The organism is Anaerostipes stercorihominis (assembly GCF_057535655.1).
In genome coordinates this window covers 1-21847 of sequence record NZ_BAAJCL010000017.1, presented here as the reverse complement: position 1 = coordinate 21847, position 21847 = coordinate 1, and the positions used below count along the sequence as shown (strand labels likewise).

Annotated in this window: 22 protein-coding genes, 14 tRNA genes, 1 pseudogene and 1 riboswitch; of the genes and pseudogenes, 33 read left to right on the top strand and 4 right to left on the bottom strand. The window is 40.0% G+C overall.

Going from position 1 to position 21847, the window contains the following annotated elements:
- The first annotated feature begins 50 nt into the window (after positions 1-50).
- The 13 genes from AC27EF_RS12380 to AC27EF_RS12320 all read left to right on the top strand — a co-directional run bounded on the left by AC27EF_RS12380 (position 51) and on the right by AC27EF_RS12320 (position 11185).
- Positions 51-818 (top strand): dihydroorotate dehydrogenase electron transfer subunit, encoded by a 768-nt coding sequence (locus AC27EF_RS12380; RefSeq protein ID WP_487111080.1) that lies wholly within the window; start codon positions 51-53, stop codon positions 816-818.
- Positions 818-1720, top strand: a complete 903-nt coding sequence (locus tag AC27EF_RS12375; protein WP_487111079.1) for a dihydroorotate dehydrogenase — start codon at positions 818-820, stop codon at positions 1718-1720. The genes AC27EF_RS12380 and AC27EF_RS12375 overlap by 1 nt, the downstream gene beginning before the upstream one ends.
- A 21-nt stretch (positions 1721-1741) precedes the next feature.
- Positions 1742-2158 (top strand): CBS domain-containing protein, encoded by a 417-nt coding sequence (locus AC27EF_RS12370; protein WP_487111078.1) that lies wholly within the window; start codon positions 1742-1744, stop codon positions 2156-2158.
- Positions 2159-2233: 75 nt separating this feature from the next.
- On the top strand, positions 2234-2923 hold the full coding sequence (pyrE, locus tag AC27EF_RS12365) for an orotate phosphoribosyltransferase (protein WP_487111077.1): 690 nt from the start codon (positions 2234-2236) through the stop codon (positions 2921-2923).
- Positions 2920-3399, top strand: a complete 480-nt coding sequence (locus AC27EF_RS12360) for a VanZ family protein (RefSeq protein ID WP_487111076.1) — start codon at positions 2920-2922, stop codon at positions 3397-3399. The genes pyrE and AC27EF_RS12360 overlap by 4 nt, the downstream gene beginning before the upstream one ends.
- Entirely contained in the window at positions 3396-3728 is a 333-nt protein-coding gene (locus tag AC27EF_RS12355) for a DUF6142 family protein (protein ID WP_487111075.1), read from the top strand. Before AC27EF_RS12360 ends, AC27EF_RS12355 begins: the two co-directional genes overlap by 4 nt.
- Before the next feature lie 21 nt (positions 3729-3749).
- Positions 3750-5774 carry an aminopeptidase gene (locus AC27EF_RS12350; protein WP_487111105.1) on the top strand — a complete coding sequence of 675 codons (2025 nt, stop codon included), beginning with the start codon at positions 3750-3752 and terminating at the stop codon, positions 5772-5774.
- Positions 5775-5840: 66 nt separating this feature from the next.
- Positions 5841-6344, top strand: a complete 504-nt coding sequence (gene purE, locus AC27EF_RS12345; RefSeq protein ID WP_487111074.1) for a 5-(carboxyamino)imidazole ribonucleotide mutase — start codon at positions 5841-5843, stop codon at positions 6342-6344.
- A gap of 46 nt (positions 6345-6390) precedes the next feature.
- Positions 6391-7416: a phosphoribosylformylglycinamidine cyclo-ligase gene (gene purM / locus AC27EF_RS12340; RefSeq protein ID WP_487111073.1), complete on the top strand. Its 1026-nt coding sequence runs from the start codon at positions 6391-6393 to the stop codon at positions 7414-7416.
- Positions 7410-8033 (top strand): phosphoribosylglycinamide formyltransferase, encoded by a 624-nt coding sequence (gene purN / locus AC27EF_RS12335; protein WP_487111072.1) that lies wholly within the window; start codon positions 7410-7412, stop codon positions 8031-8033. The genes purM and purN overlap by 7 nt, the downstream gene beginning before the upstream one ends.
- A 34-nt stretch (positions 8034-8067) precedes the next feature.
- Complete coding sequence (purD, locus tag AC27EF_RS12330) at positions 8068-9339, top strand: phosphoribosylamine--glycine ligase (RefSeq protein WP_487111071.1); 1272 nt, start codon at positions 8068-8070, stop codon at positions 9337-9339.
- 43 nt (positions 9340-9382) lie between these two features.
- Entirely contained in the window at positions 9383-10285 is a 903-nt protein-coding gene (locus AC27EF_RS12325; protein WP_487111070.1) for a zinc ribbon domain-containing protein, read from the top strand.
- 3 nt (positions 10286-10288) lie between these two features.
- Positions 10289-11185, top strand: coding sequence for an N-acetylmuramoyl-L-alanine amidase family protein (locus AC27EF_RS12320; RefSeq protein ID WP_487111069.1), 897 nt, complete (start codon positions 10289-10291; stop codon positions 11183-11185).
- A 122-nt stretch (positions 11186-11307) separates the two neighbouring features.
- Here the strand turns inward: AC27EF_RS12320 and AC27EF_RS12315 are convergent, their stop codons facing one another.
- Entirely contained in the window at positions 11308-12318 is a 1011-nt protein-coding gene (locus tag AC27EF_RS12315; protein WP_487111068.1) for an ABC transporter substrate-binding protein, read from the bottom strand.
- Positions 12319-12656: 338 nt separating this feature from the next.
- Positions 12657-12748, top strand: a riboswitch (glycine riboswitch).
- A gap of 164 nt (positions 12749-12912) precedes the next feature.
- Between AC27EF_RS12315 and AC27EF_RS12310 the strand changes: the two are divergent.
- Together AC27EF_RS12310 and AC27EF_RS12305 are read left to right on the top strand one after the other, a co-directional pair.
- Positions 12913-14320: pseudogene (locus AC27EF_RS12310) on the top strand (alanine/glycine:cation symporter family protein).
- A gap of 80 nt (positions 14321-14400) precedes the next feature.
- Positions 14401-14688: a YerC/YecD family TrpR-related protein gene (locus AC27EF_RS12305; RefSeq protein ID WP_412230469.1), complete on the top strand. Its 288-nt coding sequence runs from the start codon at positions 14401-14403 to the stop codon at positions 14686-14688.
- A 7-nt stretch (positions 14689-14695) separates the two neighbouring features.
- On the opposite strand, the gene AC27EF_RS12300 is transcribed toward AC27EF_RS12305, so the two are convergent.
- Entirely contained in the window at positions 14696-15304 is a 609-nt protein-coding gene (locus AC27EF_RS12300; RefSeq protein WP_487111067.1) for a DUF1836 domain-containing protein, read from the bottom strand.
- A gap of 124 nt (positions 15305-15428) precedes the next feature.
- Here AC27EF_RS12300 and pcrA point away from each other — a divergent pair, with 124 nt between their 5' ends.
- The 8 genes from pcrA (at position 15429) to AC27EF_RS12260 (ending at position 18724) form a co-directional block, all read left to right on the top strand.
- Positions 15429-17639 (top strand): DNA helicase PcrA, encoded by a 2211-nt coding sequence (pcrA, locus tag AC27EF_RS12295; protein WP_487111066.1) that lies wholly within the window; start codon positions 15429-15431, stop codon positions 17637-17639.
- 65 nt (positions 17640-17704) lie between these two features.
- Positions 17705-17980 (top strand): DUF4366 domain-containing protein, encoded by a 276-nt coding sequence (locus tag AC27EF_RS12290; protein WP_487111065.1) that lies wholly within the window; start codon positions 17705-17707, stop codon positions 17978-17980.
- A 171-nt stretch (positions 17981-18151) separates the two neighbouring features.
- Positions 18152-18226: transfer RNA gene (locus AC27EF_RS12285), tRNA-Pro, on the top strand.
- Between the two features lie 4 nt (positions 18227-18230).
- Positions 18231-18301: transfer RNA gene (locus AC27EF_RS12280), tRNA-Gly, on the top strand.
- A 4-nt stretch (positions 18302-18305) separates the two neighbouring features.
- A tRNA-Arg gene (locus tag AC27EF_RS12275) sits at positions 18306-18379 on the top strand.
- Between the two features lie 104 nt (positions 18380-18483).
- Positions 18484-18557: transfer RNA gene (locus AC27EF_RS12270), tRNA-His, on the top strand.
- A gap of 9 nt (positions 18558-18566) precedes the next feature.
- Positions 18567-18639 (top strand) — tRNA-Lys (locus AC27EF_RS12265).
- Positions 18640-18643: 4 nt separating this feature from the next.
- Positions 18644-18724 (top strand) — tRNA-Leu (locus AC27EF_RS12260).
- A gap of 191 nt (positions 18725-18915) precedes the next feature.
- Here the strand turns inward: AC27EF_RS12260 and AC27EF_RS12255 are convergent.
- Together AC27EF_RS12255 and AC27EF_RS12250 are read right to left on the bottom strand one after the other, a co-directional pair.
- Positions 18916-19089 carry a YlcI/YnfO family protein gene (locus AC27EF_RS12255; RefSeq protein WP_487111064.1) on the bottom strand — a complete coding sequence of 58 codons (174 nt, stop codon included), beginning with the start codon at positions 19087-19089 and terminating at the stop codon, positions 18916-18918.
- A gap of 214 nt (positions 19090-19303) precedes the next feature.
- The gene (locus AC27EF_RS12250; protein WP_487111063.1) at positions 19304-19663 is read right to left on the bottom strand and encodes a helix-turn-helix domain-containing protein; all 360 of its coding nucleotides are present in this window, start codon (positions 19661-19663) and stop codon (positions 19304-19306) included.
- A gap of 432 nt (positions 19664-20095) precedes the next feature.
- On the opposite strand from AC27EF_RS12250, the gene AC27EF_RS12245 reads away from it, so the two are divergent.
- From AC27EF_RS12245 to AC27EF_RS12200, 10 genes are all read left to right on the top strand, one after another.
- Positions 20096-20170: transfer RNA gene (locus AC27EF_RS12245), tRNA-Pro, on the top strand.
- Positions 20171-20174: 4 nt separating this feature from the next.
- Positions 20175-20245 (top strand) — tRNA-Gly (locus AC27EF_RS12240).
- Positions 20246-20251: 6 nt separating this feature from the next.
- Positions 20252-20325: transfer RNA gene (locus AC27EF_RS12235), tRNA-Arg, on the top strand.
- Between the two features lie 43 nt (positions 20326-20368).
- Positions 20369-20442 (top strand) — tRNA-His (locus AC27EF_RS12230).
- A 15-nt stretch (positions 20443-20457) separates the two neighbouring features.
- Positions 20458-20529: transfer RNA gene (locus AC27EF_RS12225), tRNA-Gln, on the top strand.
- Between the two features lie 5 nt (positions 20530-20534).
- Positions 20535-20607: transfer RNA gene (locus tag AC27EF_RS12220), tRNA-Lys, on the top strand.
- 78 nt (positions 20608-20685) lie between these two features.
- Positions 20686-20757 (top strand) — tRNA-Gln (locus AC27EF_RS12215).
- A 6-nt stretch (positions 20758-20763) separates the two neighbouring features.
- Positions 20764-20836 (top strand) — tRNA-Lys (locus AC27EF_RS12210).
- 412 nt (positions 20837-21248) lie between these two features.
- Complete coding sequence (locus AC27EF_RS12205; RefSeq protein ID WP_024854392.1) at positions 21249-21542, top strand: transposase; 294 nt, start codon at positions 21249-21251, stop codon at positions 21540-21542.
- Positions 21543-21574: 32 nt separating this feature from the next.
- Positions 21575-21847: IS3 family transposase (locus AC27EF_RS12200; protein WP_487111062.1), on the top strand; the 273-nt coding region annotated here is incomplete at its 3' end.

Below are 21847 nucleotides of genomic sequence, written 5' to 3'. Positions count from 1 at the left end.
GAACGCAGGCTTTACACAGCTGTAAATGAAAAAAATAAAGGAGATGCCAAATGAGTAAAAAGCAAATGGAAGCAGAAGTGATCTGTCAGACATCTCTTGCAGATGGAATTTTTGATATGACATTAAAAGCGGAAGAAATTGCAAAGGAGACCAGAGCCGGTCAGTTTCTTTCTGTATATTTAAATAATCCTTCCAAACTTCTTCCAAGACCGATTAGTATCTGTGGAATTGACAGAGAACAGGGAACTTTAAGAATTGTATATCGGATTGCAGGAGAAGGAACAAAAGAGTTATCTTCCTATCAACCGGGAAGCCGGGTGAAGATCTTAGGACCTCTCGGAAATGGATTTACAATAAAAAAAGAAAAAGCCATTTTGATCGGAGGGGGGATTGGAATTCCGCCGATGTTGGAATTGGCAAAAGAACTTTCCTGTGAGAAAACCATTGTGCTTGGATATCGAAATCAGCAAATGTTTTTAAAGGACGAGTTTGAGGAGCTTGGCAAAGTTGTGGTATCGACAGAAGATGGTTCTTATGGGACACGAGGAAATGTGATGGATGCAATCAGAGAACAGGGAGTTGATGGAGAAATCATTTATGCCTGCGGGCCAACGCCGATGCTTCGGGGAATTAAGAGTTATGCAGAAACAGAAAATATAGAGGCACAGGTTTCACTGGAAGAACGGATGGCATGTGGAATCGGTGCGTGTCTTGCATGTGTCTGTAACTCCAGAGACGTGGACAGCCATTCTAATGTACACAACAAAAGAGTCTGCAAGGACGGACCGGTATTTGATTCCAGGGAGGTGGAGCTGTAATGAATTTATCAGTAAATATTGCCGGAGTAACAATGAAAAATCCGGTAACAACAGGATCTGGAACATTTGGATCCGGCGAAGAATTCAGTGAGTTTGTAGATCTCTCAAAACTTGGAGCGGTTACCACCAAAGGAGTTGCAAATGTTCCGTGGCCGGGGAATCCTGTTCCAAGAGTTGCAGAAGTATACGGAGGGATGTTAAATGCCATCGGACTGCAAAATCCGGGAATTGATGTTTTTGTGAAGCGGGATCTTGCGTTTCTTCAGAAATCCGGGGCAGCGGTGATTGTGAATGTTTGTGGAAAATCAGAAAAAGATTATGTAGAAGTGGTAGAGCGGTTGGCAGAGGAGCCAGTGGATCTTCTGGAAATCAATGTTTCCTGCCCCAACGTAAAAGAAGGCGGAATTGCATTCGGACAGGACCCAAAAGCTCTTTATGAGATTACAAAGGCGGTGAAGGCGAAAGCAAAACAGCCCATTATTATGAAATTAAGTCCTAACGTAACAGATATTACGGAGATGGCGAAGGCTGCGGTGGCTGCCGGAAGTGATGCGCTGTCTTTGATCAATACCCTGACCGGTATGAAGATTGATATTGAAAAACGAGACTTTGTTCTGGCAAATAAGACCGGAGGAATGTCAGGACCGGCAATCAAACCGATAGCACTGCGTATGGTGTATCAGGCAGCCAATGCGGTGGATGTACCGATTATCGGAATGGGGGGAATTGCAACGGCACAGGATGCTTTGGAGTTTCTAATGGCAGGTGCGACGGCGGTGTCGGTTGGGACTGCCAATTTTGTAAATCCGTCTGCGACGCTGGATGTGATTGAAGGAATCAAAGAATATATGAGAAGACATCAAGTGGAAGATATTCAGGAATTAATTGGCTGCGTAAAATAAAAGCCAAAGGAGGGAAAGGATATGAATATTTTGTTTTTTCTGACACCGAAAGAAAATGTAGCATATATTCCTGCCGATGAAAGTTTGAGACAGGCGCTGGAAAAGATGAGATATCATGGATATACGGCGGTTCCGACACTGACTGAGGACGGAAAGTATGCAGGAACGATCACCGAAGGTGATATATTGAGAGCCATGGAGTCCATTTGTCATTGGGATATCCTTGAGGCGGAGAAAATTAACATTCAGAAAATTCCGAGAAAACGGGATAACCAGGCATTGACTATCAGCACGGATATGGACGATTTGGTGGACATTATAACGGAACAAAACTTTGTTCCGGTGATTGATGATCAGAAAAATTTTATTGGAATTGTAACAAGAAAAGATGTCATTCGCTTTTATTATAATGAGTATAAAAAGCTTGAAAGTAAGTAAAAATTCAGCTTATATGCTGGTATTTTACTTTAAGATATCGGATGTGAGGTTGTAAATACGGAGGTTTTAAGAGATATGGAAGCATATAAACAGGAATTTATTGAGTTTATGGTGGAGAGTGATGTGCTGAAATTCGGGGAGTTTACATTGAAGAGCGGCAGAAAATCTCCATTTTTTATGAATGCCGGAGCTTATGTAACAGGATCACAGTTAAAAAAACTGGGAGAATATTATGCAAAGGCTATTCATACCACATATGGAGATGACTTTGACGTATTATTCGGACCGGCTTATAAGGGAATTCCTCTGGGCGTTGTAACTGCCATTGCCTATAGTGAACTGTACGGAAAAGAGGTAAGGTATTGCTCTGATCGAAAGGAAGTGAAAGATCACGGCGCAGATCAGGGAGGTTTTTTGGGCAGTCAGTTGAAAGACGGAGACCGTGTTATTATGATTGAGGATGTGACAACATCCGGAAAATCTATGGAAGAAACCGTTCCAAAGGTAAGAGAGGCTGCTGATGTGACAATTGTAGGATTGATGGTTTCTTTAAACCGAATGGAAGTGGGAAAAGGCGGAAAAGAGTGTGCTTTAGATGAAGTAAAAGATCTTTATGGCTTTGATACCGCCGCGATTGTTACAATGGAAGAGGTTGTAGAATGTCTTTATAATAAGGAATGTCTGGGAAAAATCATAATAAATGATACATTAAAATCAGCAATTGACGCATACTATGAAAAATATGGCGTAAAACATGAAGGATGAGTCTTGTGGCGATCAATAAGAAAAAAATTGTCAAATGCGGGGTGAAAATTTTATTTTACCTTTATATCATAGTAATTTTTTATTTTGTGCTATTAAGTGAGCGGTATGGAAGAGATACAGGATATCATAGCTCCCATGTGAATTTGGTACTTCTGAAAGAAATCAAACGATTTTGGATGTATCGGCACCTTTTGTCGGCAGAGGCAGTGATTACCAATTTATTTGGAAATATTTTTGCATTTAGCCCATTTGGATTTATGATTCCGGTCGTAATTGAAAAACGAAAAGCACTGTTTCGGTCTGTGCTTGCTACCTTTATTTTTAGTCTGGTCATTGAAACCAGTCAGCTTCTGATGAAGGTTGGCGTATTTGATGTAGATGATTTACTGATGAATACAATCGGTGGGTTTATGGGATACCTTGTCTATCGGATTTTGTTGGCGTGCTATGATGGATACAGGAGGAAAAAGAAATGAAACGGAATCGGAAGAAGACATTTGCATATCGTCCGTCAGATCAGGTGATTTCCGCAAGATCAGTGATCTCAGTGATTTTAGGGGCGGCGGGATTGGCTGGCTATTATTTTCTGATATTAAAGTCAGTAGATATGAAAGGAAATGGAAGCATCCTTTTAGGAGCTGCCGGATGGCTTTTTATGGGGATGGCAGCTCTTGGTCTGTTTTTGGCAATACAGAGCTTTCGCGATACAGCGGCAATTATAAAATGGAAAGTCGTTGGATGCATCAGTAATGGAATGGTGCTGATTTTTTCAGTGGTTTTATTTATTTTAGGAATCATAAAATAAAAGGAGTATATTGTGAGTGAAATTTTACTGGAAAGACATGAATTAAATAAAGAAAGACTTCAGGGGATAAAACAGGATCTTCAAACTATGGGAAAATTTTCCGCTTTCTTTTCTGAGATGGCGGACACGCTTTTATTTATCAATGATGTTTATGATACCAATCCCAAGTCTCTTGCGCAATTGAAAGTATGGAATCAGAAATGGTATCAGGAGATTTCACCGGAGGTTTATGAACACTGTCTTGGGAATCCAAGGTTTTGTGTTCATCAGTTTGGAGATGACTATGGCCAAATCTTTGCGTTTCTTTATACAGAGATCCGAAGTGGGTTTCTGTATGCAGTGGAAGAAAGACTTTTTGATTTGGTCATACACAACGAGCTGTTTTTAGAGATTTACCAGTTATTTGCAGCGAGAGAAGAAAAGCCGGAAAAAGTGCGGCAGATTATCTTTGACCATATGAGGGATTACAGCGAGGATGTTTTTGAGTATCGAATTCGGGAGCAGTTAGATCCGACGTTAACCTTTGCTGTAGATATTGTAATGAAATCAGATCTTAATAATCCGGACAGCTTATATCAGTATGGAGAATACATTTCTGAAAATGAAATCCGAACGCTCATGTATTTAAACTCTCTTCCCAAGGAAGAAATTAAAAAGATGGCAAAGACGTATGTGGAAGGATTTCATGAAGGATTTATCATAAACAATATTGACATGAGTGGGAAACGGACCGTGAATCTCCGTTATACGATTGGATTCGAGCCGATTGTAAGAGAAGCTGTCCGTCAATTTGCGGAGATCGGACTTGCACCGATTATTTATCGAAACGGAATTTCCAGTCTGACCAAAGGACTTGTAAAGACGGGGTATGGATCTTCCAGTCCAAATCCGCAATATGAATATGACCATCGATACGATCAGGCATTATATTTTGATAACCGTTTTATGAAGCATAAGCTGGAATGTTATCGCAATGCCTATGAACGTTATAAGGAGGAGGCGAGTGTATTTGCAGGTCCGGCATGTATGGAAACCTTTGGGGAACGTCCGTTTCTTCCTGAAAATAAAGAAGAAAATTTGAAATACAGTAAAAAACAGCAGGAGTTATCGGTAGAATTTCAGATTCGGTCATCGGAAATTGTCAATGAATATGTGAAGCCAGATCAGAGAAGCTTTACGATCATCGCGTATCCGATTCCGGAAATCGGCGATCAGTTTGAACAGATTTTTGAGGAAGTTGTCAAAGTTAATACATTGGATAAAAATAAGTATCGAAAGATTCAGCAATATCTGATCGACGCACTGGATCAGGCTCTGGAGGTTCACATCAAAGGTGCCGGGAAAAACCGTACAGATTTGTATGTGTCAATGCATGAAAGAAAGGATCCTGCAAAAGAGACAAATTTTGAGAATTGTCTGGCAGATGTGAATATTCCGGTGGGGGAAGTTTTTACATCCCCAAAACTTGCAGGAACCAACGGGGTGTTGCATGTGGGAGAAGTTTATCTTCGAGATTTGAAGTTTATAGATTTATGTCTGATCTTTGAAAACGGAATGATTGTCGATTACACTTGCAAAAACTTTGAGAACGAAGAAGGAAATAAAGCATTGATCAAAGACAATCTTCTGTATGGCAGAGAGACGCTTCCAATGGGAGAATTTGCGGTGGGAACCAATACCACAGCATATGCAATGGCAAAAAAATATGACATTTTATATAAACTTCCCATTTTAATTGTGGAAAAAATGGGTCCGCATTTTGCCGTCGGCGATACCTGCTACAGTCACAGTGAGGAGACTAGGGTATATAATCCCGACGGCAAGGAAATTGCAGCCAAATATAATGAGAAGTCCAGAAAGGGAGAATATTTCCAGTGTCATACGGATATTACCATTCCCTATGAAGAGCTGGATTCGATTGTCGCAGTTGGATTGGGGGGAACAGAGATTCCGATAATTGAAAACGGACGATTTGTGCTGCCGGGAACGGAAACGTTAAATGAACCATTGACGGAAATCTGTGAAATCAGTACAATAAAAGGATAGAAAGAACTGCGCTGTGCTTTGTGCGCAGCGCGATAAATTATTTTATAAAGGATAAGGAGAATACAAATGGCAAAAGTAGCGATTGTAATGGGCAGTGATTCTGATATGCCGATTATGAAAAAAGCAGCAGAGTTTTTAGAAGAAATGGGAATTGATTTTGAAATGACAATCATTTCCGCTCACAGAGAACCGGATATTTTCTTTGAATGGGCAAAGGGCGCTGAAGACCGCGGAGTCAAAGTCATCATTGCAGGAGCAGGCAAAGCAGCGCATTTGCCGGGAATGTGTGCGGCGCTCTTTCCAATGCCGGTTATTGGTATTCCAATGAAAACTTCAGATCTTGGCGGGGTAGATTCCCTCTATTCGATTGTTCAGATGCCTTCCGGAATTCCGGTTGCAACGGTTGCAATTAACGGAGGATTAAACGCAGGAATTCTGGCAGCAAAGATTTTAGCAGCATCGGATGCGGAAATATTAGAAAAATTAAAGCTGTACAGTGAAGATATGAAGCAGTCTGTTGTAAAAAAAGCAGAGAAGCTTGATCAGATTGGGTATAAAGATTACAAATAAGAATAAATTCCGGCGAGTATCGGAAGAACTTAGGAGGAAAATACATATGGATTACAAGACGTCCGGAGTTGATATTGAAGCGGGGTATCGCTCTGTGGAATTAATGAAAGAACATGTTAAGAGAACCATGAGGGAAGAAGTACTTGGTGGATTGGGAGGATTTTCCGGCGCATTTTCTTTAAGTAAAATCAAGGAAATGGAAGATCCTGTGTTATTATCAGGAACAGACGGGTGCGGAACCAAAGTAAAGCTTGCGATGATTTTAAATCAGCATGATACCATTGGAATTGATGCGGTTGCCATGTGTGTGAATGATATCGCATGTGCAGGAGGCGAACCGCTATTTTTCCTGGATTATATTGCCTGCGGCAAAAACTATCCTGAAAAGATTGCTGCTATTGTAAGTGGCGTGGCAGAGGGATGTGTTCAGTCAGATGCGGCGTTAATTGGCGGAGAGACTGCGGAGCATCCGGGACTGATGCCGGAAGATGAATATGATCTGGCTGGCTTTTCCGTAGGTGTCTGTGATCGCAAAGATTTAATTACCGGAGAAAATCTTAAAGATGGAGATATTTTAATCGGAATGGCGTCCAGCGGAGTTCACAGCAACGGATTTTCTCTTGTAAGAAATGTATTTGATATGAGTGAAGCATCGTTAAATACTTATTATGAAGAATTAGGGAAAACTCTTGGAGAAGCGCTGCTTGCGCCTACAAGAATTTATGTAAAAGCGCTGAAAAGTATTAAAAATGCAGGAATTAAAGTAAAAGCATGCAGTCATATTACAGGCGGCGGATTTTACGAAAATGTTCCGAGAATGTTGAAGGATGGAGTGCACGCGGTGATCGAAAAAGACAGCTATGAGGTTCCGGAAATCTTTCAACTGCTTGCAAAAGAAGGAAATATTGCAGAAGAGATGATGTACAATACCTTTAATATGGGGCTTGGAATGATTGTAGCAGTGGAAAAGGATGATGTAGAGAAAACGATGGAGGCGATTAAGGCAGCCGGAGATACTCCATATGTGGTAGGGTATATAAGATCAGGAGAAAAAGGAGTTACTTTATGCTAAAGCTTGCGGTACTGGTATCCGGAGGAGGAACAAACCTGCAGGCGATCATTGATGGAATCAGTCAGGGTTCGATTACCAACGCTGCCATTGATGTAGTCATCAGCAATAATAAAAACGCTTATGCATTGGAGCGTGCAAAAAGCCACGGCATTGAAGCCGTGGCTCTTTCCCCAAAGGATTTTGATACAAGAGAGTTATTTAACGATGCACTTTATAAAGAATTAACAGATCGGAACATTGACTTAATCGTTTTGGCAGGATGTCTGGTTGTAATTCCGGAAAAAATCATTCATAAATTTGAAAACCGAATTATGAATATTCATCCGTCTTTGATTCCTGCCTTCTGCGGAACCGGATATTATGGACTGAAAGTCCATGAGAAAGCTCTGGAGCGGGGTGTGAAGGTTTCAGGTGCAACGGTGCACTTTGTAGATGAAGGAACCGATACCGGACCGATCATTGATCAGAAAGCGGTTCTCGTGAAAGAGAACGACACACCGGAAATTCTTCAGCGCAGAATTATGGAGCAGGCAGAGTGGGTGATTCTGCCTAAAGCCATTGATGATTTTGCAAATGGAAGAATCAAAGTAATGGATGGAAAAGTGCAAAAGAGATAGACGAAAGCGATAAAAAGATAGAAAGGGAAAAAGAATGAAAGTTTTAATCGTAGGAAGCGGCGGAAGGGAACATGCCATTGCCTGGGCTGTAGCACAAAGTCCGAAAACAGAAAAAATATACTGTGCACCGGGAAACGCGGGAATTTCAGAATTTGCGGAGTGTATTGAGATTGGCGCTATGGAATTTGAAAAGCTTGCTGCCTTTGCAAAAGAGAAAAAAATTGATTTGACGATTATTGGAATGGATGATCCGCTGGTGGGCGGGATTGTAGATGTATTTGAGGCAGAAGGGCTCCGCGTCTTTGGACCTAGAAAGAATGCAGCCATCATTGAAGGATCCAAAGCTTTTTCCAAGGATTTAATGAAGAAATATCATATTCCGACAGCAGCATATGAGAATTTTACGGATCCTGAGAAAGCGCTTACATATTTAGAGACAGCAAATATGCCGATTGTTTTGAAGGCAGATGGATTGGCTTTGGGAAAAGGTGTATTGATCTGCAATACATTAGAAGAAGCTAAGGCAGGGGTAAAAACTCTGATGCTTGATAAGCAGTTTGGAGATGCGGGAAATGAAATCGTCATTGAAGAATTTATGACGGGAAGAGAAGTCTCCGTTCTTGCTTTTTGCGATGGGAAGACGATTCAATGTATGACTTCTGCTCAGGATCATAAACGTGCAAAGGATGGAGATCAGGGACTGAACACCGGCGGTATGGGAACGTTCTCACCAAGCCCGTTTTATACAAGAGAAGTGGAAGAATTTTGTGAAAAATATGTATATCAGCCGACCATAGACGCTATGGCAGCGGAGGGAAGACCTTTTACCGGAATTTTATTTACCGGATTAATGCTGACAGAAGACGGACCAAAGGTCTTGGAATATAATGCTCGCTTTGGAGATCCGGAGGCTCAGGTTGTTCTTCCAAGAATGAAGAATGATATTCTGGATGTTATGGAGGCCTGTGTGGATGGAAGATTAGCCGATATAGAGTTAGAGTTTGAAGACAATGCGGCAGTCTGTGTTGTGCTAGCGTCTGATGGATATCCGGAAAAATATGAAAAAGGTTTTGAAATTCAGGGATTGGATACAGTAAAAGGAAAAGATGGGTATTATGTATTCCATGCCGGAACAAAATTTGATGAAGGTAAAATTGTAACCAACGGAGGCAGGGTCCTCGGCGTTGTAGCAAAAGGTGATAATTTGAAAGAAGCCAGAGCAAATGCTTACAAGGCAACAGAATGGATTGACTTTGCCAATAAATATAAACGAAATGATATCGGAAAGGCAATTGACGAAGCCTAAGATGATCCTGAAAGAAGCATAGCTGGGGAAAGGGAGGAAAAATATGTTTTGTCCGAAGTGTGGAGCCGAAAATCCGGAGAATGCAAGATTTTGCGGGGAATGTGGATGTGATATTCAAAAAGAATCGCAAAAGAAACAGAGCATTTCTGAAAAAACAAAAGGAAGAGATGCAGCAAAGAATGAGAAAAATTTGATCCTTGGTCTGTTTGCAGTGATTCTTATGGTTGCAGTCTTTTTTGCATGGCAGATGATTGCAGGAAATTCTGAAAAAGAAGAACAGAGTGTGTCGGAAAGCACGACAACGGAAACTTCTGAGACAACGTCAGCCTCCACAGAAGCTGTGACAGAGGCATCTACAGAGGAAGAAAAGACAGAAAGCGAGAGTGAAGAGAAGAATCAAAAACTTCCGCTGATTTCCAGTCAGAGTCAGGCGGATTATAGCAGTATTTTAGACTTAGATGATTATGAGACTTTTTATGCAGGAGATTATTCTTTTGGGTATCCAAAAAAATTGTATAAGAGCGTTGTTCAGGTTGGAAATTCCTATGAATTTCAGTCAGATTCATACAATTATGTTACATTTCGTCGTGAATCTTTAGAGTCCGGAACGACTGTAAAGAAAAAGCTGAAAAGTTCTTATGATCAGGTGAGAAAAAATTTGACAGACAGAAATGAAATTCTTTATAAAGAGGATACCGGACTTTTTGTAATTGCAGGACGTCAAAAAGGGGATACCAAGCAATCCTGCTACTATTTGGTTCGGATTGAAAATGGATATCTGTACTCTATGACAATCGGGTATCGCCACACCACCGATAAAACAGAAGATAAGAAACAAAATTATTATATTGATACAATGTATCGTATGTGCAGCTTTGGAAGGGGAACCTATCAGCCGCGAACTTATCAGCAATTTCTGAATGATGATATGGGGACAAAAAAGTAAATCATGAAACGGAAAAACAGAGTGCTATGCTTGGTTGTGGTATGTTTGATTGCAGCCTTTACGGCGTTTGTGTTCAGAGACACAAAATCATCAGTACCCAGAAATCAAAAGAGGTATGAGAAGACAGGACAGAAAAAATTTCCTCATTTGGTTGTTATGATTGATCCGGGACATGGGGGAAGACAATCCGGGGCGCAGGCAGTTTACGATCAGGGAATTGTTTCCGAAAAGGATATCAATCTAAAAATCGCAGGAAGTCTGAAGAAGGAACTAGAGAAGTATGCAGAGGCAGAAGTCTATATGACAAGAACTGCAGACGAAACAGTCGGTTTGGAAGAGCGAGTAAAAAAAGCAAAAGAAAACGGAGCTTATTTATTTGTCAGTATTCATAATAATGCCAAGGGAGGAATGTCAGAATACGAACGAGGATGTACGGTGATTACATCCAAGGGAAATTACCGGGCGTCGTTTGCAAGAGAGGATCAGGAGCTGGCATGTTGTATTTTGTCTGAATTGGAATCTTTGGGACTGACAGACCAGGGGATTTTACTGCGGACTTCTGAAACCGGAGCCAAATATCCCAATGGAAGGCTTTGTGACTATTATAATGTGGTAAAAAACAGTTTGTTATCCGGAATTCATGGGATCATTGTAGAACATTCCTTCCTGGATCATCCGGAAGACTATCAAGAGTTTCTTTCGACAGATCAGAAGCTGGAAGCGCTTGGAAAGGCAGATGCCCTTGCCATCGCTAAATACTATGGATTGGGAAACGAAAAAAATAAATTATCGGATTTAACCGAACAAGTAACATTGGTATCCCACGGCAAAAAAGGAACAAAGAAAAAATACAAAAGAAAGTTTTTTATAAAAAGTACAAATTCCGCAAATTTGCCTTGAACGTGTGATATCAATCACCGGAAGTGTCAAAAGACACTTCCGGCATTGTAAGCGGTCGCTTTTGGATTTTCCTTGAAAGTAGAATCTTTTAAGGAGAATTTGCGAAGGCGTCCGCTGTTTTGTTAGTGTACGGCTTTTTTTGCAAAAGTATTATCAATTAATGTCTGGAAAGGAATGGTTTCTTTTAATTCACCGGCATCTTTTAAAATATCCTGAAGCAGTTCAAAGCCTTTTTTAGAGAAAACAGGGTTTGATTTATAAGTATCTTGATTTTTGTAGCGTGTAATAATAGTAATTAAATCCTTTCTGGAAGTATCGGGGAATTGACCTTTGATAACGTCGGCAATTTCTTCAGGTGAGTGGTTTTGGACATATGTCTGTCCTTTGGCAATGGCATTGGTAAATCCCTGAATGATTTCAGGATGCTTTTTGATATAGCTTTGTTTGGCACAGTAAGCGGTGTAAGGAACAAAGCCGCTTTCAATTCCCAGGGAAGAGACAACATATCCGGCACCTTGCTGTTCCAGAGAAGTAGCGTTTGGTTCAAATTCTACAGTAAAATCTCCGGTTCCGCCGGAGAAAGCGCCAGAAGTATTGGCAAAATCAATATTTTGGATCAAATGGATATCTTTTTTGGGATTTAACCCTTTCTTTTTCAAAATGTACTCAAAAATCATTTGGGGCATACCACCTTTTCGGCCGCCGATGACCTCTTTTCCTTTTAGATCTTTCCACTGAAAATCTTTATTTTCTTCTCTTGATACCAGGAAATTTCCTGCTCTCTGGGTAAGCTGTGCAAAGCAAACCGCATAATCTTTGTTGCCCTCGTTGTATTGATAAATTGCGGCTTCCGGTCCCATGAAGCCGATATCGGCATTGTCAGAGATGACGGCAGTCATAGTTTTATCCGCACCGAAACCGATATCAATTTTCAGGTCGATTCCTTCCTCCTTAAAGTATCCTTTTTCTAAAGCTACATATTGGGGCGCATAAAAAATAGAATGAGTGACTTCATTTAGAGTTACTTTGGTAAGTTTTGCTGAGGACTGCTTATTTTGTGAGCATCCTGCGAGACATGCGGTAATAAGGCATCCTGCGAAGAGCAGACAGATGAATTGACGAAAGCGTTTCATAGAACCTCCGAAAAATGATTGTATGATATTATATGCAGAAATGAAAAATATGCGAAAAAAGAGAGGAAGCCGAGAGATGTTCATCTCCCGGCCTTATGAAAAAGTATGAAAAAAGTTTTAGCAAAATTAGCTTAGCTAATTGCTATGGTTATAGTATAGACGAAAAATGTGAATATCATGTGACAAGAAATTGAGGAAATTATGACGAGGTTCTTAAATTATTGTGAAGAAAAAAATCGAATTATATAAAAAAATACTTGCAAATTTTTCATATTTCCGATAAAGTGGATATTGCGAATAAAATGTAAGTGATGCTTCTTATTTTACTTAATGAGAAGTTATAAAACTCTGGAGAGTCTCATAAGTGAGCGCCGAAGGTGTACGGTTTTGTAAAGGCCAATCTCTCAGGCAAAAGGACAGAGGTTTCTAAGCGACGGATTAGATACTCTTTAGAGCTGATATTATCAGCTCTTTTTTTGTGGCATAGAAAGGTTTTTACTTTTCTATATCACAAAACGCTTTGCGGGATGCACACGATGTGCATAAGAAGGATGCAAAATACATTCGCATAGAAAGTTTACGGAGGAATAAAAAATGTTGAAAACACTGAATTTGGTCTTGGCCGGAATTAATGATTTTATTTGGGGAATCCCATTGATTGTTTTAATTCTTTTTACGGGTATTTTATTAACAATCCGGCTGCGCGGTCTGCAAATCAGACATTTGAAGAAGGCATTACACTATGTATTTCATAATGAAGAAGACGGGGTAGGAGAAGTTACCAGTTTTGGAGCGCTGTGTACCGCGCTTTCTGCAACAATCGGAACGGGAAACATTGTAGGATGTGCTACGGCGCTTGTGGCGGGAGGACCCGGGGCGCTGTTTTGGATGTGGCTTGCAGCCTTTTTCGGCATGGCAACAAAATATGCGGAAGGAATGCTGGCGGTCAAATACAGGGTCATTGCCGAAGACGGACATGCGTTGGGTGGTCCGTTTTATTATATTGAAAATGGTATGGGAAAAAAACTGGAGATGGCTGGCAAAATTATTTTGTGTGTTTGGAACAATGGTAGGATTGTTTGGAATCGGAACGTTTACACAGGTAAATGGAATTACTTCAGCGGTCAATAACTTTTTTGATCCAAAGAATTTGCATACAGTAAATATTCTGGGGAGAGATTATTCATGGAGTGTTGTCATTGCAGGGGTGATTGTAGCAGTTTGTGTGGGGCTTGTGGTAATCGGAGGAATTCAGAGAATTTCAAAAGTATCAGAGATTATTGTTCCGTTTATGGCGGTTACATATATATCTGTATGTCTGATTATTGTATTGACGCATCTTCCGCAGCTTCCGGGAGCCATTGCAGAAATTGTGCGGTCTGCCTTTGGATTGCGTGCAGCAGCTGGAGGAGCGCTGGGAGCTATGATGGTTGCGATGCAGAAAGGAATTGCAAGAGGTATTTTTTCCAATGAGTCAGGTCTGGGATCTGCTCCGATTGCGGCGGCTGCTGCGCAGACCAAAGAACCGGTACGACAGGGATTGGTTTCTATGACCGGAACCTTTATTGATACCATTATTGTCTGCAGCATGACAGGACTTGCCATTGTCATAACCGGAGCATGGGACATGGGACTGGATGGCGTCGCAGTGACAACAAAAGCATTTTCCATGGGACTGCCGTTTCCGGAAAGAGTTTCCTCCTTTATCCTGATGGCCTGTCTTGTGTTTTTTGCATTCACTACAATTCTTGGATGGGATTATTATAGCGAACGGTGTCTGGAATATTTGACCAATGGAAAACAAAAGGTTGTGATGGTATTTAAATGGCTTTATATTCTGGCAGTGTTTATCGGACCGTTTATGACCGTTAGCGCAGTGTGGACCATTGCTGATATTTGCAACGGATTAATGGCATTTCCAAACTTAGTGGCGCTTTTGGCTTTGAATGGAGACATTGTGGAGGAGACCAAGAGTTATTTTCAAAGAATTACAGAGTCATAGAAAATGGGAAAATACTTCTTTACTTTAACGCACTGATATTGTATAGTGAAAGTATAAGTTCAGAAAGGAAGTAATGGCCAATGAGTAAAAAGATTAAGACAGAAGCCGCGAAGAGATTATTTCAGGCCGTTTTAACGTTAAAAACAGAGGAAGAATGCTTTACCTTCTTTGAGGATCTTTGTACGGTAAATGAGCTGGAATCGTTGGCACAGAGATTTGAGGTAGCTTCTATGCTCCATGACCAGCATACGTATTTGGAAGTTGCAGAGAAAACCGGAGCTTCCACAGCGACCATCAGTCGTGTGAACCGTTCTTTAAATTATGGAAGTGACGGATATGAATTGGTTTTTAAACGAATGAAGAAATAGGAAACACCTATTTCTTCTTTTTTTGTGATCTCTCGGATTCTTTTGGCTGATAGAATTCATCAATCATGGTTTCGATCATCTGCTTGCGAAGATAAATGTCGTATCCCAACAGTGTAATAAAAGCAAATTGCTGTAAGGAAGCTTGTTTTTTTTCGTCCTTTACATTGGGAAAGGTATTCTGTGCTTTGTGAAAGGTTTCCAGGATCGAATTTTTGATTGCATCGTTATGTTGGTGCTCTAAGGTAAAAATTTCTTCATAAATATCAAAAAATGAAAGTTCCCGTTCTTCCTCATAAAAAGCATCGGTCAGAGGATGCAACAAATCTTTAATATCAGAAATCGATAAAAAGTTTTTGAGGTAATAAATATAAATTAAAAGGATCATATGATTTCTGGAATATTTTTTCTTGTTGGAAGGCGGAAGAAGATGATTCTTTGTGTAATTGTTAATCATAGTTTTTGTAAAAATCTTATCTTCTTGATAACGTTTGGTATTTTGTAGCTGTTCTTCTAAAAATGTGGTGATCTGATCCATATACAATTCAATGTTGGGAAGATCTTTCGGGAGTACGCAGTCAAGCTGCATCCATTTTTCTAGTCTTTCTTCAAATTCCATAATGATTTCTCCTTTGTAACTACATTATACGGTTATTTAAACTAGATGACAAGAGTTCTGTGCATTTTGTTTGCAGATGTAGTATAATAAAGTTCGTTGAAACAAAACAAGAAAGGATTTATTTATGGGAATTTATGATACGTTAAATGAACAGCAGCAGGAAGCCGTGTTTTGTACAGAGGGACCGCTGCTGCTGCTGGCTGGAGCAGGATCCGGGAAAACCAGAGTTTTAACTCACAGAATTGCCTATTTAATAGAGCAGGGAGTGAATCCTTATCATATTATGGCAATTACTTTTACGAATAAAGCAGCCAAAGAGATGAGAGAACGAGTGGATGATTTGGTAGGTTATGGAGCGGAACATATCTGGGTCAGCACATTTCATTCTACCTGTGTTCGGATTTTGCGAAGACATATTGATAAACTGGGGTATGGAAACAGTTTTACCATTTACGATGCAGATGATCAGAAATCTCTGATCCGTCAAATTTGCAAGCAATATAAAATTGATACGAAAATGATGCCGGAGCGCAGCATTATCAATGCGATTTCTTCTGCCAAGGATGATTTTATAACTCCTTCAGAGTATGAATTGAAGTATCAGTATGATTTTCGCAAGAAGAAGATCGGGGATATTTATAAGGAATATCAAAAACAGCTAAAGGCCAACAATGCATTGGATTTTGATGATCTTATTTTTAAAACAGTAGAATTATTTCAATTTCATCCTGAAATCTTAGATGAATATCAGGAAAGATTCCGATATATTATGGTGGATGAATATCAGGATACCAATACCATTCAATTTCAACTGATTAGTATGCTGGCGAGAAAATATCATAATCTTTGTGTCGTAGGAGATGATGATCAGTCAATTTATAAATTTCGAGGGGCAAACATCAAGAACATTTTGAATTTTGAGAATGTTTTTCCGGAAGCAGAGACAATTAAGCTGGAGCAGAATTACCGCTCTACCCAAAATATCTTAAATGCAGCAAATGAAGTGATTCGCAATAATAGAGGAAGAAAACAGAAGAAACTTTGGACAGAAAATGATGAAGGAGAGTTGATTGAATTTCATCAGTTTGGGACAGAATATGAAGAGGCACGACAAATTATTGAGGAGATAGAAAAACTGCAAAAAGAGGGCTGTGAATATAAAAATATGGCAGTATTATATCGCACCAATGCACAATCCCGCGTCTTTGAGGAAAGCTTTATGCTGAAAAATATTCCATACCGAATTGTAGGAGGCACAAATTTCTATCAGAGAAAAGAAATAAAAGATTTCATTTGTTATTTAAAATCAATCGACAATGGCATGGATGATCTTGCAGTTCGCAGGATTATTAATGTGCCGAGAAGGGGAATCGGTGCGGCGACGATTGAAAAGATCAGTGTTTATGCGATGGAACACAATTTGAGCTTTCTTGACGCCTGTTTTGAGGCGGAACAAATTACAACGTTGGGAAATGCGAGAAAGAAGATTCAGGGATTTGCCGATATGATTCAGGATTTTCGGAATCAACAGGCTAAGAGTTCTTTAGAAGAATTGTTTCACTACATTGCAGATCAAACCGGGTATATCAAAGAATTGGAGGCGGAAGAAACAGAAGAAGCAGCCGGCAGAATTGAGAATATTCATGAGCTTTTAAATAAGGTGGTGACTTATGAAGCGGAGGCGGAGATACCATCTCTTTCTCAGTTGCTGGAAGAAATTGCGCTGGTGGCTGATATTGATAATCTCGAAGAGTCAGAAAATCGAGTTGTTTTGATGACATTACATAGTGCAAAAGGTTTGGAATTTCCATATGTTTTTATCTGTGGAATGGAGGATGGCATTTTTCCAAGTTATATGACAATGATATCTGAAGATGACGAAGATATGGAAGAAGAGCGCAGATTGTGCTATGTGGGAATCACAAGGGCAAAGGAAAAACTTTATTTAAGTGCGGCAAAACGCCGGATGATGCAGGGAAGAACACAGTTTAATAAAGTATCAAGATTTATAGATGAAATACCGGATCAATTATTAAAGGTTGATCATGGCGTGGATTTAAAGGAGAAAAGTCCGCAAAAGACTTTATTTTCCTCAAATCGCGGAACAAAATTCCGAAAACCTTATCAGGCAAAATCATTTAAAACATTCTCTGCGCCAAAAACAGAGAAATTATCTTATAGTACAGGGGATCAGGTGTCTCATACAAAATTTGGAACCGGAACTGTTCTGGAAATTACAGCTGGAGGACGAGATTATGAGGTGACGGTTGATTTTGAAAAGTTTGGCGTCAAAAAAATGTTTGCATCCTTTGCAAAATTGAAAAAAATTCAGTAAAAATGATAAAAAAGTTAGTAATGTATAAGGATAAGTGATATAATAAAAAAAACACCTAAGAAAGGATGAGCGGAATGAAAAATTTAAGTGATCTTTTAGAAGTGGCAAAAGTAACGGATATTATGAGTAAGAAAGACAAAGAAAGCAATAAAATTGTCTGGACTTTGGCAATTATCGGTGCAGTTGCAGCGGTAGCAGGTATTGCTTATGCGGTGTATAAGTATCTGACTCCAGATTATATGGATGATTTTGATGAAGACTTTGACGATGATTTTGACGAAGATTTTTTTGAGGATGAAGATGTCGATGTCACAGAAGATGAAATTAAAGAAGTAGAGTAAGAAAATGGGGCAGGCATTTTGGTGTCTGTCCCTTTCGTTTAAATGAAAAATCCTCCGATGGAATAATTGATCGACCATGTAAAAAAATAAAAAAAATGTTGACATTTTGTAGAAGCTTCTGTATAATAAATTTTGCTGTTGAGGAAATAGGACAATGGCAAGAACTGATTACGGGGTGTGGCTCAGCTTGGCTAGAGCGCTTGATTTGGGATCAAGAGGTCGCAGGTTCGAATCCTGTCACCCCGATTAAGCGGGTGTAGTTCAATGGTAGAACTCCAGCCTTCCAAGCTGATCACGTGGGTTCGATTCCCATCACCCGCTTTATGAGTCTGTAGCTCAGTTGGATAGAGCAACGGCCTTCTAAGCCGTGGGTCGGGGGTTCGAATCCCTTCAGGCTCGTTTTTCTTTGGAAAAAATAAAAGATGAGATACTTAATCGGGCAGATTCGGTCCAGTGTGAGAAGCACTGTGGGGTTGCTGATGCTTTTGAGAAGTATATCTGTGGTGGGTATAGCGCAGTTGGTTAGCGCGCCAGATTGTGGCTCTGGAGGCCGTGGGTTCGAATCCCATTACCCACCTTAAATTATGGGTGTGTAGCTCAGGTGGTAGAGCACTTGACTTTTAATCAAGTTGTCCGGGGTTCGAATCCCCGCACGCTCATTATGCGGATGTGGCGGAATTGGCAGACGCGCTAGATTTAGGTTCTAGTGTCTTTGACGTGCAGGTTCAACTCCTGTCATCCGCAGGAAGAGAAAAAAGCTTAGAAACGTTGAAAATACGTCGAATGACGTAAAATCAATGTTTCTAAGCTTTTTTTATGCATGGTAATTTCATGTTGCTGCAACGTTGATTAGAATGGTATTTTTTCCGGTAAAAGAAATCCATAGTTTCATCTCTGTAAAAATTATAGATCCAGAAATAAAGTGGTAATTCAATTTATTTTTGCGTTCCGGATTCTGCTAAGTGGGATAATGCGTATTCACAGCATTGTACAACCAGTTGATTGAAACTGACGTCATTTTCATATGCAAGAGCTTCTAATTGATGAATTAAATCATCCGGCATGCGTACTGTTTTGTTGGATGATGTTGTTTTTTTTATTTCAAACATAAAATACCTCCATATAAGATATTTTATCCTTTTTTCTATGCATAATAATATATTCATATTTATAATTAAAAATAACTTGCAAAAATGAATGTAAAAGGTATAATAGAAAGAGAGAATGAAGGACAGAAAGAGATCTGATCCACTCATTTTCTGAGGGTAGGATGTGGAAACGGACCATAGAAAAAGAACCATTCATAATCTGGAGAGGGAAAGATTACGGATGGTTCTTTTTCCTTGTGTATTCAAATTCTAAAATATTCATTTTTGTGTATCGGAGAATATCAGTATGGTAATCATGAGGCAAAGATTTCATCAAAGACAGAATTTCTTTGGTCGTTTCATTTAACGTCATATCGTTGTACTGATGCGGTTCTTTGGTTCTTCCAAGAAGATAATCTGTAGTGACGTTAAAATAATCGGATAGCTTTACAAGAGTATCAAAATCAGGTTCCCTTTTGCCCAATTCGTAATTGGAAAGTACCTTACAGCTGCATTGAATGTCAGCAGCAACTTGCTTTTGAGTCAGGCCTTCGCTTTCTCTTAATTTTCTCAGGCGGTTTCCGAAGTTGTCCAATCTTATTTCCTCCCTTCCGATTTCTTTCATAGATTATAATATAAGATGTATAAAAAAATAGCGGAGTTCGTCAAAATGTTCTGAAAATAATTGACAATAGAACGAAAAGAAGATATACTGACAATATATCATATCGAGTGATATAGCATTGCGGCAGTTGAATAGGTTTCGTATTACAGGGTACAAGAATACAGCCGCGAAAACGAGTGGAACTTGCAAGGCTTGTTTCGCTCGTTTTTTATGATATAGAAAAGTTCTAACTCTCCTATATCATAAAAACGCTCCGTGGAATACAGCTTGTGATAGGTTGGTTTTGGGAGCAAATGACAGCAAGTGAAAAAAATGAAAAAAACTATTGACATTTGTTTTGGGTTAGAGTAAAATAATTTTTGTTGTGAGTGAAAAGCACAGAACAAGGGTTATATAGAATACCGGGGTGTGGCTCAGCTTGGCTAGAGCGCTTGATTTGGGATCAAGAGGTCGCAGGTTCGAATCCTGTCACCCCGATTAAGCGGGTGTAGTTCAATGGTAGAACTCCAGCCTTCCAAGCTGATCACGTGGGTTCGATTCCCATCACCCGCTTTTTTTGAGTCTGTAGCTCAGTTGGATAGAGCAACGGCCTTCTAAGCCGTGGGTCGGGGGTTCGAATCCCTTCAGGCTCGTTTTTCTTTTCATTGTGATCAGAATGTACAAGCTAATATTATGGTGGGTATAGCGCAGTTGGTTAGCGCGCCAGATTGTGGCTCTGGAGGCCGTGGGTTCGAATCCCATTACCCACCTTTCCTATAAAATGATGGGCTATCGCCAAGCGGTAAGGCACAGCACTTTGACTGCTGCATTCGCTGGTTCGAATCCAGCTAGCCCAGTTTATGGGTGTGTAGCTCAGGTGGTAGAGCACTTGACTTTTAATCAAGTTGTCCGGGGTTCGAATCCCCGCACGCTCATTTGCAGTGATGGTGCTGTGGAAAAAGTATTGACGGATTTGGAGATCTGTTATATAATACAAAAGTTGTTACATATAATGGGGTATCGCCAAGCGGTAAGGCACAGGATTCTGACTCCTGCACGCGCTGGTTCGAATCCAGCTACCCCAGTTTTTTGGGTGTGTAGCTCAGGTGGTAGAGCACTTGACTTTTAATCAAGTTGTCCGGGGTTCGAATCCCCGCACGCTCATCGAGAAAATACTCCGGCATGAAAGCAGAAAACTGTTTTGATGTCGGGGTATTTTGTTTTGCTCTTTAGGCAATGCGATTCAAGGTCAATAAAAAATTGCGAATTTGTAAAAATAAGCCTGCAAATAAAAAGTCAGGGCCAAATTGAAAGAACATTGAAAATTTTATATAGGTTGAAAATTAGGTATCAAAATAAGACCACCACGCCAGTGCTGGTCTGGAAATTGTAGTTGATAATTAGAATTCTGGAAGAGAGACAAGATATTCTTTCACTCGACCATAATATAGTAAGGTTTACCTTGCGAACGTTTCTTGTCTAAAAACTTGGTGTTAGAATATAAATAGCACAAAATAAACATGACCATTTTCAATAAATCGTATATGATAGTCATAGATCAAGGAGGAGAATGGTTATGGCAAAAGGTACAAAATATTCCCAACAGTTTAAAGAGGATGCAGTGCAGTATCGCCTGGATCATCCGGAGCTGCCACTTCGCAAGGCTTCTGAGAATCTTGGAGTCAGCGAATCTGCACTGAAAAACTGGATGAAAGCAGCAAAGGAACATAAAGGAGAGGTTCCTACCCGTGGTTCTGGAAATTATGCAAGTGAGGAAGCGAAAGAAATTGCCAGATTGCAGCGTGAATTACGAGATACGAAGGATGCTCTTGAAGTGTTAAAAAAAGCAATCGGTATTCTGGGAAACTGACAAAAGCTCTTTACACGGCTACTTCTGAGTACGTGGAAGAAATCAAATCCCTGCCTGTGAAACGTCAAGTTTCTGTCAGCGGAATACTGAAAAAATTAGGCGTTTCACGTTCGGGTTATCATGCATGGAAGAAACGGGTTCCTTCGGACACATCTGTTCGCCGTACAGTTTTAAAAGAAAAAATCCAAAAGATTTACGAAGATTCTCATCAAAACTATGGCGCTCCTAAAATTACTGCAGAATTACGAAAATCCGGGGAATCTGTTGCCGAAAAAACAATTGGAAACTATATGCGTCAAATGGGA

Bases quoted from the DNA above. Each gene is read 5' to 3' on its own strand.
- pyrE (WP_487111077.1), top strand. From the start codon at position 2,234: ATGGAAGCATATAAACAGGAATTTATTGAGTTTATGGTGGAGAGTGAT.
- purM (WP_487111073.1), top strand. From the start codon at position 6,391: ATGGATTACAAGACGTCCGGAGTTGATATTGAAGCGGGGTATCGCTCT.
- AC27EF_RS12380 (WP_487111080.1), top strand. From the start codon at position 51: ATGAGTAAAAAGCAAATGGAAGCAGAAGTGATCTGTCAGACATCTCTT.
- AC27EF_RS12375 (WP_487111079.1), top strand. From the start codon at position 818: ATGAATTTATCAGTAAATATTGCCGGAGTAACAATGAAAAATCCGGTA.
- AC27EF_RS12355 (WP_487111075.1), top strand. From the start codon at position 3,396: ATGAAACGGAATCGGAAGAAGACATTTGCATATCGTCCGTCAGATCAG.
- AC27EF_RS12315 (WP_487111068.1), bottom strand. From the start codon at position 12,318: ATGAAACGCTTTCGTCAATTCATCTGTCTGCTCTTCGCAGGATGCCTT.
- purD (WP_487111071.1), top strand. From the start codon at position 8,068: ATGAAAGTTTTAATCGTAGGAAGCGGCGGAAGGGAACATGCCATTGCC.
- AC27EF_RS12290 (WP_487111065.1), top strand. From the start codon at position 17,705: ATGAGCGGAATGAAAAATTTAAGTGATCTTTTAGAAGTGGCAAAAGTA.
- pcrA (WP_487111066.1), top strand. From the start codon at position 15,429: ATGGGAATTTATGATACGTTAAATGAACAGCAGCAGGAAGCCGTGTTT.
- purN (WP_487111072.1), top strand. From the start codon at position 7,410: ATGCTAAAGCTTGCGGTACTGGTATCCGGAGGAGGAACAAACCTGCAG.
- purE (WP_487111074.1), top strand. From the start codon at position 5,841: ATGGCAAAAGTAGCGATTGTAATGGGCAGTGATTCTGATATGCCGATT.
- AC27EF_RS12255 (WP_487111064.1), bottom strand. From the start codon at position 19,089: ATGTTTGAAATAAAAAAAACAACATCATCCAACAAAACAGTACGCATG.
- AC27EF_RS12305 (WP_412230469.1), top strand. From the start codon at position 14,401: ATGAGTAAAAAGATTAAGACAGAAGCCGCGAAGAGATTATTTCAGGCC.
- AC27EF_RS12370 (WP_487111078.1), top strand. From the start codon at position 1,742: ATGAATATTTTGTTTTTTCTGACACCGAAAGAAAATGTAGCATATATT.
- AC27EF_RS12300 (WP_487111067.1), bottom strand. From the start codon at position 15,304: ATGGAATTTGAAGAAAGACTAGAAAAATGGATGCAGCTTGACTGCGTA.
- AC27EF_RS12320 (WP_487111069.1), top strand. From the start codon at position 10,289: ATGAAACGGAAAAACAGAGTGCTATGCTTGGTTGTGGTATGTTTGATT.
- AC27EF_RS12205 (WP_024854392.1), top strand. From the start codon at position 21,249: ATGGCAAAAGGTACAAAATATTCCCAACAGTTTAAAGAGGATGCAGTG.
- AC27EF_RS12325 (WP_487111070.1), top strand. From the start codon at position 9,383: ATGTTTTGTCCGAAGTGTGGAGCCGAAAATCCGGAGAATGCAAGATTT.
- AC27EF_RS12360 (WP_487111076.1), top strand. From the start codon at position 2,920: ATGAGTCTTGTGGCGATCAATAAGAAAAAAATTGTCAAATGCGGGGTG.